The organism is Citrobacter sp. MGH105, assembly GCF_001037485.2.
Classification (GTDB): domain Bacteria; phylum Pseudomonadota; class Gammaproteobacteria; order Enterobacterales; family Enterobacteriaceae; genus Citrobacter; species Citrobacter portucalensis.
Genome location: NZ_CP073048.1, coordinates 3,406,278 through 3,418,493 on the forward strand (window position 1 = coordinate 3,406,278; position 12,216 = coordinate 3,418,493).

Here is a 12,216-nt window from a genome sequence, read left to right on the forward strand (position 1 = left end):
ATTAACCGGGGGCCAAGATTATACACGTTATTGCAAACGGAAGAACCGCCTGCTGGACGCAGGCACAAACAGCAGCAGCAATACCAGCATATCCGGCAGTTTTTGCATCACCAGCGTATGCAGGATTTCGCGTCTGGACTCCCCCGCAATGCTGAACAATTCTGGATATCCGTAGCCCAACGAAGCAGCCCACAGATAGACGCTGGCGATAATCTGGGTCAACAGATAGATCCAGCGTGCCCAGTTCCGTCCTTTTACCAGCGAAAATGCGCAGTAAATTTCGATAAATAGCAGCACCAGACTGCCCAGAAACACCAGCGTCAAATTCCAGGTCTGCACACTGCGATGAATAAACTCACTGGTTCCACGAAACCCAAGCGTATTAAAAATCATCAACAGATCGAGACAGCGGATCATGATAATAGCCAGCGCCGCCACCTGCACCAAAGCAGGGACGTTTAAGCGAGCATGTGATGTGGATGATTTCTTAAAAAATCCCAACGCGTCGTCTTCCATGAAAACGGCGCAGCCACCACAGCTGCGCCGTATAGACAGGTTGGCAGATTTTAGTTTTTTCAGCCGCGTCTTGCACGTTGGATATCGCGGATCCGTTGTTTTTCTGTTCGCGCCATCAGATACCACGCGATAAATCCGATAATTCCTACCACACCAAGGATCAGCGTCGCCAGGGCATTGATCTCCGGGTTCACCCCCATACGTACGCTGGAGAACACCAGCATCGGTAACGTTGTGGCGCCAGGACCAGAGACAAAGCTGGCAATAACCAGATCATCGAGTGACAGCGTGAAGGCTAATAACCAACCGGAAATCACGGCCGGCATAATCATCGGCAGGGTGATGACGAAAAAGACCTTCAGCGGCGTGGCGCCGAGATCCATCGCCGCTTCCTCAATGGAGTGATCCAGTTCGCGCAAACGTGAAGAAATCACCACCGCCACATATGCCGTACAGAAAGTGACGTGCGCCAGCCATATGGTCAACATACCGCGATCCGCTGGCCAGCCGATGGCGTGAGCCAACGCTACAAACAGCAGCAGCAGCGACAAACCGGTAATGACATCTGGCATAACCAGCGGCGCGGTGATCATAAAAGCGAAACCATTCGAACCACGAAAACGATCAAAGCGCACCATTACCACGGCGGCGATGGTGCCAAGGATTGCCGCCATCGTCGCAGCACCCGCAGCAATCGTTAAACTCATGCCGACGGCGCTTATCATCGCGCTATCGTGAAAAAGCTCGCCATACCAACGTGTTGACCACCCCGCCCAGACAGTCACCAGCTTCGAGCTGTTAAACGAATAGATAACCAACATCAGCATCGGCGCGTACAGGAAGGTAAAGCCCACTACCAGGATAAAAATACGCCACGGCGAGCGAACGACCGGTAAGTTATTCATCCGTGTTCCCCCACGCTTTTTTGCTGATATTTGTGGAACCACATGATCGGCACAATCAGTAGCAGCAGCATAATAATGGCGACAGCAGAAGCCACCGGCCAGTCGCGGTTATTGAAAAATTCCTGCCACAGCACGCGACCAATCATGATGCTATCCGGGCCACCCAACAGTTCCGGGATCACAAACTCGCCAACAGCCGGAATAAATACCAGCATTGACCCGGCGATAATCCCACCCTTGGTCAACGGCACAATCACGCTAAAGAAGGTCTTAAGCGGCCGGGCACCTAAATCCAGCGCCGCTTCCACCAGCGAGTAATCGATACGGGTCAGCGCGGTATAAATCGGTAGCACCATAAAGGGCAAATAGGCGTAAACAATACCGATGTAGACCGCCAGATTGGTGTGCAAAATCGTCAACGGTTGGTCGATGACGCCCAACCACATCAGGAAGTTGTTCAGCACGCCGTTGTTTTTTAGGATCCCCATCCAGGCATATACGCGAATTAAAAACGAGGTCCAGGACGGCAGGATCACCAGCAACAGCAGAATATTACGCGTTGAGGGTTTACTGTGCGCGACGGCCCATGCCAGCGGGTATCCCAGCAGCAGGCAACAGATTGTCGAAATTCCCGCCACCTGTAACGATTGCAGGTAGGCATCGAAATAGAGCGGATCGTCCGTTAACTGCAGGAAGTTGGCTAAGTTGAGCGTGATGGATAGCTGATCGTCAGCCCATGAAACGAGGTCCGTATAGGGAGGAATAGCGCGCGCCATTTCAGCCAAACTGATTTTGAAGACGATCAGAAAAGGCAGCAGAAACAGGAGCAGCAGCCACACATACGGCAGCGCGATCACCAGCTTGCGCCCGTGCTTCATTTGCAGCCGCGACATAAACAGCGTGAATCGCCCTGCTTTATCCACGCGTGCCGGAGGTTCAAGTGTACTCATCTTCGCTCCTTAAACCGTCAACACCACACAGCTGTCCGCATCCCAACATAAACGGACTTCGTCACCCCAGGTTGGTAATCCCTTGCGATAACGATGCTCATTTTGTAGCTGGGCGCTCAACATCTGGCCGCTTTTCAAACGTACGTGGTACACCGACAAATCGCCCAAATAGGCAATGTGTACCACTTCGCCTACCGCGAAGTTATAACCCTCTGGCGGAGGGGCTTCGCAGAGCATGATTTTCTCCGGGCGCAGCGCAACGTATACCGGGACGTTATCGACAATAGACGCATCGGCGTCCACTTTCAGCGGATGCACCAGTCCAGGAGACTCAATCACCAGACCATCTTCCTGGCGTTCTTTTAGCAGTCCCTCAAAAACGTTTACTGAACCGATAAACTCTGCGCTGTAGCGCGTAGTCGGATGCTCGTAGATCTCTTCCGGCTCGCCGATCTGGACAAATTTGCCACGGTTCATGATCGCGATACGGCCCGCCATCGTCATGGCTTCTTCCTGATCGTGTGTCACCATCACGCAGGTAACCCCGACGCGTTCAAGGATATCCACCACTTCCAGTTGCATGCGGTCTCGGAGTTTTTTATCCAGCGCTCCCATCGGCTCATCCAGCAGCAGCAGTTTTGGCCGTTTCGCCAGACTACGCGCCAGTGCCACACGCTGACGCTGACCGCCGGAAAGCTGGTGCGGTTTGCGTTTGGCGAACTCCTGCATATGCACGAGCCCCAGCATCTCATTCACCCGACTGGCGATTTCAGCCTTCGGCAGCTTGTCCTGCTTGAGGCCAAAGGCAATGTTCTGCTCCACCGTCATGTGCGGAAACAGGGCATAGGACTGAAACATCATATTAATCGGACGCAGATAAGGCGGGACATGCGCTAAATCGACGCCATCCAGCATGATTTGCCCGGTAGTCGGCAGTTCAAATCCCGCCAGCATCCGTAGCAAAGTCGATTTGCCACAGCCGGACGCGCCGAGCAGAGCAAATATTTCACCTTTGTAGATAGTAAGATTGACGTCATCAACGGCGTGCTGACCGTCAAATGACTTGGTCAGATTGCGAATTTCAAGCAGCGGGGTCAGCGCCTTGCGGATTTTCGCTTGTGGGCGTGGGGTTGCATCATTCACTCAGGTGCTCTCCGGCATAAAACAAAGAAACGGTGCAAATAACGCACCATAACGGTGCGTATTGCCGGGTTATATGTGTCCGGGTTCAACGCTGCCCGGCAGGCAAAAATCCTGCCGGGTCATGTCCCAAACATCGGTTTATTTCCCGCTTTTTACCTTCGTCCATGCGCGGGTACGTACACGATCGATCTTCGGATCCTGTACTTTCAGTGTGAACAGCTTGGCGCGAACATCTGCAGGCGGGTAGATACCCGGGTTGTCACGAACTTCAGGGCTGACCAGAGCCGTCGCTTCTTTGTTGGCATTGGCATAAAACACGTGGTCGGAGATATGCGCAATCACATCAGGGCGCAGCAGGTAGTTGAGGAACTGATAGGCTTCATCTTTGTTTTTCGCATCGGCAGGCATCGCGAATACGTCAAAGAACGCCATTGCACCTTCTTTAGGAATTGAGAAGGAGATATTGACGCCATTTTTCGCTTCTTTCGCACGGTTTGCCGCTTGCCATACGTCCCCTGCCCAGCCAATCGCGACGCAGGTATCACCGTTTGCCAGGTCGTTAATATATTGCGAGGAGTGGAAGTAGCGAATATTTGGGCGCAGCTTCAACAGCAGGTCAGTTGCCGGTCCGGTGTAATCATCCGCTTTGGTACTGTTTGGGTCTTTACCCAAATAGTTCAGCACCGTGGCAAACACCTCTTCGGGCGCATCGAGGAAAGAGACGCCGCAGCTTTTGAGTTTTTCCAGATTTTCCGGTTTGAGGATCAAATCCCAGCTGTTAACCGGCGCATCCGGCCCCAGCACCGCTTTGACTTTATCCACGTTATAGCCAATACCGGTCGTAGCCCACATATACGGCATCGCGAACTTGTTGTCCGGATCGTGTTTACCCACCAGCTTCAGCAGTTCAGGATCAAGATTTTTCCAGCCCGGCAATTTGCTCTTATCCAGCGGCTGGAATACGCCCGCAGTCAGTTGACGCTCAAGGAAGCTGGCAGAAGGAACGACAAGATCAAAGCCGGTGCTGCCAGCCATGAGCTTACCTTCCAGTACTTCATTGGAATCAAATACGTCATAGATAACTTTAATTCCGGTCTCTTTTTCAAAATTAGCCACCGTGTCCGGGGCGATATAATCAGACCAGTTATATATATGCAGCGTTTTTTGTTCAGCAGCGAGCGTGCCGGCAGAGATGGCCATCAGAGCACCCGCAACCAGGCCTGATAACCATTTTTTATTTAAGGCGGTCATAATCTCTTTCCTTCTGAAAGTTCGTTAACAAACGAACAAAAATGTCACACTCTAATGATATGCAAGAAACGTGCATATTCTTTCATGCAGCACCGATGAAAAGAGAGACCTCTCTTCACGCCGCTGTTGCTCGCTGGCATCCGCCTATGCATTCAACGCACATTGCGGCCACAGATCAGGTCACAAGGGCTGTTTAAATGATGGCGTTGGTAAGCTTCGCAAGAATAACTTTAGCCAGGAATTGTGGATATAGCCCAGATTAAAAAACGTCTTTTATCAATTTTTTATGCAGGAATTGTCTATGACATAAAGCGGAAGGCGCTGAATCGAGGTGAATAATTCTTTAATGAAAGGTTAAATGCAGAATAAAAACAGGCAATACGCAACCGCTCTGGCAGCGGCTGCGCAATATATGTCCAGATTCAGGAAGAATTAATGGAGGAAATGAATTTCAGCGGTGCTGTTTTGCGCATCTTCTTCAGCATTAAATAACAGCTGATGCGCTCCGGCTTCGAGGATCACCATCGATATTTGCTCTTCGCTCTGGCGAACAAAACATTCAAACTGCTCAAACGTTACGCCCGGCGTAACGGATAAAGACTGGCAAACCACCAGCTTTGGCAGATTATCATCCTGCATATCCAGAAAAGCTTTCACAGTCAGTGAACTGGCATTGATCGCAGACAGATCGGCTGCCAGTGGCAGCAATGCAGAAGGTCTGACTTCCGCCATCGCAGAAAACAGAATGACGTTATCGACCAAATCAACTTTTGCATCAAAGATGCCGTCAAAATTCTGCATGTGTGGCAAGTGCAGCGCCTGACAGGTATCGCATTCAAAAAAACTCATGCCCAGGTCGTCGAGCCATTGACGCAACGTATCCAGAGTGGGAACGACCAGTGATGTCATAATAATGTGCGACCTCTATTGATGAAAAAAATACCGGCACAGCTTACGCAAAAAGAGCGTGTCATACCACGATCGCAATCGATATTGTGTTTAGCCGCCGATTTTAAGACAAAATTCAGGCGTAGCATGGCGCTCGATCCACTGGATCATCTTGCCGGCAATGTCTATCCCGGTGGTTTTCTCGACCCCTTCCAGACCCGGAGAAGCGTTAACCTCCATGACCAGCGGCCCACGTTCTGCACGCAGAATATCAACACCTGCAACATCCAGCCCCATGGTCTGAGCGGCTTTGAGCGCAATTTTTCTTTCGCGCGGCGTGATATTCGCAATAGTCGCCACCCCGCCGCGATGGAGATTAGATCGAAAATCGCCCTCTTTAGCCCGTCGTTCAATGGCGGCCACTACTTCATCGCCCACCACGAAACAGCGGATATCCCGCCCTTGCGCTTCTTTAATATATTCCTGAACCAGGATATGGGCATTCACCCCACGAAAGGCATCTACCACGCTTTCTGCAGCCTGCCGCGTTTCCGCCAGCACCACGCCGATCCCCTGGGTGCCTTCAACCAGTTTCACCACCAACGGCGCACCGCCAACCATGTCAATCATGTCGCTGGTATCGTCCGGAGAGTGAGCAATTCCGGTGATGGGTAAATCAATTCCCTGACGCGCCAGCAGTTGTAGCGAACGCAGCTTATCGCGCGCTCGCGTAATCGCTACCGATTCATTCAACGGATAGCTACCCAGCATCTCAAACTGGCGCAGCGCCGCCGTCCCATAAAAGGTAATCGCGGAACCAATCCGCGGGATCACCGCGTCGAAATGGGGAAGCTGACGGCCCTTGTAATGAATAGAGGATGCCGCCGGGCTGATGTTCATATAGCAAGAAAGGGGATCGATAACTTCAACCAGGTGACCGCGCTGCATCGCCGCTTCACGCAGGCGTTTACAAGAATAGAGCGTTCCGTCCCGGGACAAAATGGCAATTTTCACCCTGCACCTCTCTGAATGACCTGGTAAAAGCTGGCGTATCATACACTGGGTTAAAATCTTTAGCGCGTGGCCCATCCCTGTTTATGCAAATATTCCAGGATAAAGGGGCGACTTTCTTTAATGATGGTACGGCGAATATGATCGCTCCAGGTGTCGCGACGGGTATTGCTTCCTCGGGTCAGATAGTACTGCGCGAGCTGCTCATCATATTGCGCCAAAACATCGCTGTTGAGTGGCTGGTATTGGTTTTCATGCACCACAAGCGACGCGGGCAGCCGCGGCTTGATATCCGGGTTATCCGCAGGCCAGCCGAGGCACAATCCAAAGAGCGGCAGAACATGTTGCGGAAGCTTCAGCAGTTCGGTGACCGGCTCAATATTGTTACGCAAACCGCCAATAAACACGCCGCCAAGTCCCAGCGACTCTGCCGCCGTCAATGCATTTTGCGCCATCATTGCAGTATCAACCACGCCCAGCAGCAGCTGTTCCGCCAGCCCAAGTTGCGCGTCAGGGCAAATCTGCAAATGACGGTTAAAATCAGCGCAAAACACCCAGAACTCAGCGGCCTGAGCCACATGCTTTTGGCCGCCAGATAAGGTAGCCAGTGATTCACGCAGGGATTTATCCGTTATGCGAACGATCGTCGTGCACTGTAGAAAACTGGAGCTTGACGTTCCCTGAGCGGCGGCAATAATCGCCTCACGCTGTGCATCCGAAATGGCATCATCAGTAAAATGGCGAATGGAACGGTGGCTGCGAAGTAAATCAATGGTTGGAGTCATCTCTTTTGTCTCTGTCTGAATCAGTTGAATCACCGGGTGCGCGAGACATCAGTTGCGGCGCCAGCAATTGAGCAACACGCCACATCAACGCCACCGCAGCAGGGAGCATCAGCAGTATGCCCAGAAATATCATCACCACGCAGGCTAACGGGCTGTTAAGCGGTGCGGGCAAGGTGAGGTAATCGTTAAGCGATAGCAGCGCCAGCGATAACAAAACCATCCCAATTATTTCCAGCATCAATACGCTTTTGGGTAATACACCAATTGTGCGCATACGCGGCCTCCCGGTGAAATGGCTTCCATTATAAAACGTTCCGGCTTGCCGTGTTTAACAGATATAGCTTGAGGATATCAAAGCAACAGGCTGAACCTGCTTTCCATCCGTCACAAATCGCGGCATCATAACAAGTATTGCCATCCGGCCTGATAAGTTCGAGGAGAAAGAGATGTTTGCCGTTATTTTTGGTCGCCCAGGGTGCCCGTATTGCGTGCGCGCAAAAGAATTAGCAGAAAAATTAAGCAGTGAGCATGAAGATTTTAACTTCCGCTACATTGATATCCATGCTGAAGGAATTACCAAAGCAGATCTGGAAAAGACGGTAGGTAAGCCAGTTGAAACCGTTCCGCAGATTTTTGTCGATCAAAAACACATCGGCGGCTGCACGGATTTTGAAGCTTGGGCAAAAGAGAACATGAATCTGTTCGCCTGATAGCGGTTTCTACGCCCTCACCTTGAGGGCGTCATCAGTTCTTTTTCCGCCGTTGATGCTGATTGAATAAGCTACTGATAAATAAAAAACATAATGCGCCAAGTGCGCACCAAAACACCGCACTAAACAACCACGCCAGCTCTTGCCACAATGAACGCGTCGGCATAAAAACGAACCGCATCAGTAACAGGCAGCACGGCGCCGCCAATATTGCACCAAGCAGGGGTTTGAGCACTTCCCGACGATGGGAAAAAAAGCTTGCTGCAGCACCAGGTAAGATAAAAAACAACAATCCGACCTCAGGATGCCCTGCCGCTCTGAATGCCCCTTTCACGTTCAGCGTTAATGAAAGACACACCACAATAAAGAGCACAAAGCAGCAGACCGCACTCGCCCAACTTTGCTTATGTTTCAATCGTTCCTCCTGACACATTCTCTATCGAACACTCTTTTCGCCCGCAGGCGTCCAGTCAGATAAAGTAACTCGGCATTCCATGCCAAAAACACACCCACACGATTCTTATAGCCGTTGATACGTAATGAGATTAAACTAACCGCATATATTGTTATGCTGCATTATTCGGGGCTGTGTACGATGCTATCGCCCCTTAATTTCTGGCAAAAACATTAGCGTAAATTGCCATTTCTTTCAATAGCTTACTAGTAAACAAGAAGTTAGTCTCCGTGAATATAAACGTCGCAGATTTGTTAAATGGGAATTACATCCTGTTATTATTTGTGGTCCTGGCTCTGGGCCTGTGTCTGGGCAAATTACGTCTGGGTTCAGTCCAACTCGGTAATTCCATTGGCGTTTTAGTGGTCTCCCTATTATTAGGTCAGCAGCACTTTAGTATTAACACCGATGCATTAAATCTCGGCTTTATGCTGTTTATTTTTTGCGTCGGCGTCGAAGCCGGTCCCAACTTTTTTTCGATTTTTTTTCGCGATGGGAAAAATTATCTAATGCTTGCCCTGGTGATGGTCGGTAGCGCAATGCTGATCGCGCTGGGGCTGGGTAAGCTATTTGGCTGGGATATCGGCCTGACGGCGGGTATGCTGGCTGGCTCGATGACCTCAACGCCGGTGCTGGTCGGCGCGGGTGATACCTTGCGCCATTCAGGAATGACAGGGACACAACTTTCAAGCGCTCTCGATAACCTGAGCCTGGGTTACGCCCTCACCTATTTGATTGGTCTGGTCAGCCTGATTGTTGGTGCGCGCTATTTGCCGAAACTGCAGCATCAGGATCTGCAAACCAGCGCCCAACAAATCGCGCGTGAACGAGGTCTGGACACCGACGCCAATCGTAAAGTGTACCTCCCGGTGATCCGCGCCTATCGCGTTGGCCCTGAGCTAGTGGCATGGGCCGATGGCAAAAATCTGCGCGAACTGGGTATTTATCGCCAGACCGGTTGTTACATTGAACGCATCCGTCGCAACGGCATTCTGGCCAACCCGGATGGTGATGCGGTGTTGCAAATGGGCGATGAGATAGCCCTGGTGGGTTATCCGGACGCCCATGCTCGCCTCGATCCCAGCTTCCGTAACGGTAAAGAGGTGTTCGATCGCGATCTGCTCGATATGCGCATCGTCACTGAAGAAATTGTGGTGAAAAACCACAATGCCGTTGGTCGTCGCCTGGCCCAGTTGAAACTGACCGACCATGGTTGTTTCCTGAACCGCGTGATCCGTAGCCAGATTGAAATGCCTATTGATGACAACGTCGTACTCAATAAAGGCGACGTGTTGCAGGTCAGCGGTGATGCTCGTCGCGTGAAAACCATTGCCGATCGTATCGGCTTCATTTCCATTCACAGTCAGGTGACCGATCTGCTGGCCTTCTGCGCCTTCTTTATCATCGGTCTGATGATCGGGATGATCACCTTCCAGTTCAGTAATTTCAGCTTCGGCATCGGGAATGCGGCTGGACTGCTGTTCGCTGGGATCATGCTGGGCTTCCTGCGAGCCAACCACCCCACATTTGGCTATATCCCACAGGGTGCGCTGAATATGGTGAAAGAGTTTGGCCTGATGGTATTCATGGCAGGCGTCGGTTTAAGCGCAGGCAGTGGCATTGGTAATGGCCTGGGTGCCGTCGGTGGTCAAATGTTGATTGCCGGTCTGGTAGTCAGCCTGGTTCCGGTTGTCATCTGTTTCTTGTTTGGTGCTTACGTATTGCGCATGAACCGTGCCCTGCTGTTTGGTGCCATGATGGGCGCACGTACCTGTGCTCCAGCAATGGAAATCATCAGCGACACCGCACGCAGCAACATCCCTGCGTTAGGCTATGCCGGGACTTACGCGATTGCTAACGTTCTTCTGACATTAGCGGGGACACTCATCGTCATTGTCTGGCCTGGCCTTGGTTAGCGCTGAAATTTTCCCTTAATTGAAAAATTTTTGCAGGTAAGCAGAACTTTTCTTCAAGGCGTCAGTCATAACTATTGCCACTGCTTTTCTTTGATGTCCCCAATTTGTGGAGCCCATCAACCCCGCCATTTTGGTTCAAGGTTGATGGGTTTTTTGTTGCCTGAAATTTGCGTTCATCGCCTTCCACCTCTGAAACTCCTCCCAAATTTGCAGCATGCCGGTTATGGCACATACTTTAAAACGATGCTTTTTCGGGGATGGAGGTTAGTCATGTTGCTTACTGGCAAAGTCGCAGTAATTTTTGGTGGCAGCGGGGCTATTGGTAGCGCGGTTGCGCAGGCCATGGCGCGCGAAGGAGCCCATGTGTGTCTGGGTGCTCGCAGCCAGGAAAAACTTGATCGGACGGCCAGTATTATCCGAACGGCAGGTGGTACAGTCGAAACCTTTATCACCGATGTACTTGACGAGCACAACGCATCGAAGGAAGTTACCCGCCTTGTAGAGCAAACCGGTGGAATAGATGTGGTGGTTAACACAACGGGATTTATGCACGAACAGGGCAAACGCATTGACGCATTATCCCTCTCTGAGTTTATGAGCGGCATCACCCCTTTCCTCTCGGCGCAGTTCAATATCGCTAAAGCCGTAACGCCGCACATGGGCGGCAATCGTGCGGGCGTCATTCTCAGCGTTGTTGCCCCCGCGGCCCCGATGGCGATGCCTGGTCATCTGGGTCATATTGTTGGTTGTGCAGGAACAGAGGCTTTTATTAAAGCGTTCGCCAGCGAGGTAGGACCGGCAAATATCCGGGTCGTCGGCGTGCGCTCGCATGCGATTGTGGATGCTGTTGCAGCTGGCTCCTATACCGGAGAAATTTTCTCCGCCAAAGCACAGTCAATGGGTTTAACCGTCGATCAATGGTTAGGGGGTGCGGCGCAAAGTACCATGCTCGCGCGCCTGCCTACGCTTGCACAAATCGCTGAGGTCATGACCTTTCTTGCTTCAGACCATGCCAGCGCCATGACCGCGACGGTGGTGAATATTACCGGAGGCGCTACGCACAGCTGACTGTCGCAGGTATCCCTGCAATACGCTCCACCATCAGCAAGATATCTTCTCGCTGCAGCGGTTTTTTGTCCGTGACAAAATGCAGCGTCATTCCTTCAATAAACGCATCCAGCGCCCGTGCCGTAACCGGATCAAACCACTGCTCTAACGTTTGTTGGCTGCGTAACATCCAGTTCTGCATCACCGTTTTCAATGCTGGCTTACGGCTGGCGAAAGCATACAGCTGATACATGAGCTCCATATTATCAGGCGTTGTGACCTGAGAGCCGTAAATCATATCGGTAATGGCATGGCAAGCCTGCGACGCATCCTTAACGTCGGCAAAAAAGTCCTGATACTGCAACAGCATCCTGTCAGTAAAACGGCCAAATGCCTCCATCAAAAGCTCATCAATTCCCGAAAAGTAATAGGTCATAGAACCCAGTGGCACCTCGGCAATCATAGCGATTTTACGATGTGTAACCCCATGAATACCATGGGCTATTACTGCATCCAGAGTCGCCTGAACTATTTTTTCCCGCCGCAGCGGATCGTTTGCACGTCGCACTACATTTCCTCTTCTTGCATTTGTGTACAAATGTACACAGTCTTGCTAATGTTGTCTCCTTCCCTCTTTTCT

14 protein-coding genes are annotated in these 12,216 nt (G+C 51.3%); 3 read left to right on the forward strand and 11 right to left on the reverse strand.

Annotated features, from left to right (window positions below; translation table 11 throughout):
• Positions 1-27 precede the first annotated feature (27 nt).
• The 9 genes from SK35_RS16530 to SK35_RS16570 form a co-directional block, all read right to left on the reverse strand.
• Positions 28-516 carry a YbjO family protein gene (locus SK35_RS16530; RefSeq protein ID WP_003035378.1) on the reverse strand — a complete coding sequence of 163 codons (489 nt, stop codon included), beginning with the start codon at positions 514-516 and terminating at the stop codon, positions 28-30.
• A 59-nt stretch (positions 517-575) separates the two neighbouring features.
• Entirely contained in the window at positions 576-1,421 is an 846-nt protein-coding gene (gene potI, locus SK35_RS16535) for a putrescine ABC transporter permease PotI (protein ID WP_048214586.1), read from the reverse strand.
• Positions 1,418-2,371, reverse strand: coding sequence for a putrescine ABC transporter permease PotH (gene potH, locus SK35_RS16540; protein ID WP_003831667.1), 954 nt, complete (start codon positions 2,369-2,371; stop codon positions 1,418-1,420). The genes potI and potH overlap by 4 nt, the downstream gene beginning before the upstream one ends.
• A gap of 9 nt (positions 2,372-2,380) precedes the next feature.
• Complete coding sequence (gene potG, locus SK35_RS16545; protein ID WP_008784245.1) at positions 2,381-3,514, reverse strand: putrescine ABC transporter ATP-binding subunit PotG; 1,134 nt, start codon at positions 3,512-3,514, stop codon at positions 2,381-2,383.
• A 138-nt stretch (positions 3,515-3,652) separates the two neighbouring features.
• On the reverse strand, positions 3,653-4,765 hold the full coding sequence (gene potF / locus SK35_RS16550) for a spermidine/putrescine ABC transporter substrate-binding protein PotF (protein WP_003831664.1): 1,113 nt from the start codon (positions 4,763-4,765) through the stop codon (positions 3,653-3,655).
• Between the two features lie 432 nt (positions 4,766-5,197).
• Positions 5,198-5,674: a YbjN domain-containing protein gene (locus SK35_RS16555; protein WP_003831662.1), complete on the reverse strand. Its 477-nt coding sequence runs from the start codon at positions 5,672-5,674 to the stop codon at positions 5,198-5,200.
• A 90-nt stretch (positions 5,675-5,764) separates the two neighbouring features.
• Entirely contained in the window at positions 5,765-6,667 is a 903-nt protein-coding gene (gene rimK, locus SK35_RS16560; RefSeq protein ID WP_048214587.1) for a 30S ribosomal protein S6--L-glutamate ligase, read from the reverse strand.
• 59 nt (positions 6,668-6,726) lie between these two features.
• Positions 6,727-7,449, reverse strand: coding sequence for a nitroreductase NfsA (gene nfsA / locus SK35_RS16565; RefSeq protein ID WP_008784243.1), 723 nt, complete (start codon positions 7,447-7,449; stop codon positions 6,727-6,729).
• Positions 7,433-7,723 carry a DUF1418 family protein gene (locus SK35_RS16570; protein ID WP_048214588.1) on the reverse strand — a complete coding sequence of 97 codons (291 nt, stop codon included), beginning with the start codon at positions 7,721-7,723 and terminating at the stop codon, positions 7,433-7,435. Before SK35_RS16570 ends, nfsA begins: the two co-directional genes overlap by 17 nt.
• Positions 7,724-7,895: 172 nt before the next feature.
• On the opposite strand from SK35_RS16570, the gene SK35_RS16575 reads away from it, so the two are divergent.
• Positions 7,896-8,159, forward strand: a complete 264-nt coding sequence (locus SK35_RS16575) for a GrxA family glutaredoxin (RefSeq protein WP_008784241.1) — start codon at positions 7,896-7,898, stop codon at positions 8,157-8,159.
• 34 nt (positions 8,160-8,193) lie between these two features.
• Here SK35_RS16575 and SK35_RS16580 read toward each other — a convergent pair whose 3' ends face one another.
• Positions 8,194-8,574 carry an inner membrane protein YbjM gene (locus SK35_RS16580; RefSeq protein ID WP_048214589.1) on the reverse strand — a complete coding sequence of 127 codons (381 nt, stop codon included), beginning with the start codon at positions 8,572-8,574 and terminating at the stop codon, positions 8,194-8,196.
• A gap of 269 nt (positions 8,575-8,843) precedes the next feature.
• Here SK35_RS16580 and SK35_RS16585 point away from each other — a divergent pair, with 269 nt between their 5' ends.
• Both SK35_RS16585 and SK35_RS16590 read left to right on the forward strand, forming a co-directional pair.
• Positions 8,844-10,529, forward strand: a complete 1,686-nt coding sequence (locus SK35_RS16585) for an aspartate:alanine antiporter (RefSeq protein ID WP_003831652.1) — start codon at positions 8,844-8,846, stop codon at positions 10,527-10,529.
• 270 nt (positions 10,530-10,799) lie between these two features.
• Positions 10,800-11,597 (forward strand): SDR family NAD(P)-dependent oxidoreductase, encoded by a 798-nt coding sequence (locus SK35_RS16590; RefSeq protein WP_048214590.1) that lies wholly within the window; start codon positions 10,800-10,802, stop codon positions 11,595-11,597.
• On the opposite strand, the gene SK35_RS16595 is transcribed toward SK35_RS16590, so the two are convergent.
• Positions 11,584-12,144, reverse strand: coding sequence for a TetR/AcrR family transcriptional regulator (locus SK35_RS16595; protein WP_048214591.1), 561 nt, complete (start codon positions 12,142-12,144; stop codon positions 11,584-11,586). The two genes, SK35_RS16590 and SK35_RS16595, sit on opposite strands and share 14 nt — an antisense overlap.
• Positions 12,145-12,216 lie beyond the last annotated feature (72 nt).

Excerpts from the sequence above, each read along its gene's own strand:
- potF (WP_003831664.1), bottom strand. The coding sequence starts at position 4,765 with ATGACCGCCTTAAATAAAAAATGGTTATCAGGCCTGGTTGCGGGTGCT.
- SK35_RS16575 (WP_008784241.1), top strand. The coding sequence starts at position 7,896 with ATGTTTGCCGTTATTTTTGGTCGCCCAGGGTGCCCGTATTGCGTGCGC.
- SK35_RS16530 (WP_003035378.1), bottom strand. The coding sequence starts at position 516 with ATGGAAGACGACGCGTTGGGATTTTTTAAGAAATCATCCACATCACAT.
- potH (WP_003831667.1), bottom strand. The coding sequence starts at position 2,371 with ATGAGTACACTTGAACCTCCGGCACGCGTGGATAAAGCAGGGCGATTC.
- potI (WP_048214586.1), bottom strand. The coding sequence starts at position 1,421 with ATGAATAACTTACCGGTCGTTCGCTCGCCGTGGCGTATTTTTATCCTG.
- SK35_RS16555 (WP_003831662.1), bottom strand. The coding sequence starts at position 5,674 with ATGACATCACTGGTCGTTCCCACTCTGGATACGTTGCGTCAATGGCTC.
- SK35_RS16590 (WP_048214590.1), top strand. The coding sequence starts at position 10,800 with ATGTTGCTTACTGGCAAAGTCGCAGTAATTTTTGGTGGCAGCGGGGCT.
- nfsA (WP_008784243.1), bottom strand. The coding sequence starts at position 7,449 with ATGACTCCAACCATTGATTTACTTCGCAGCCACCGTTCCATTCGCCAT.
- SK35_RS16570 (WP_048214588.1), bottom strand. The coding sequence starts at position 7,723 with ATGCGCACAATTGGTGTATTACCCAAAAGCGTATTGATGCTGGAAATA.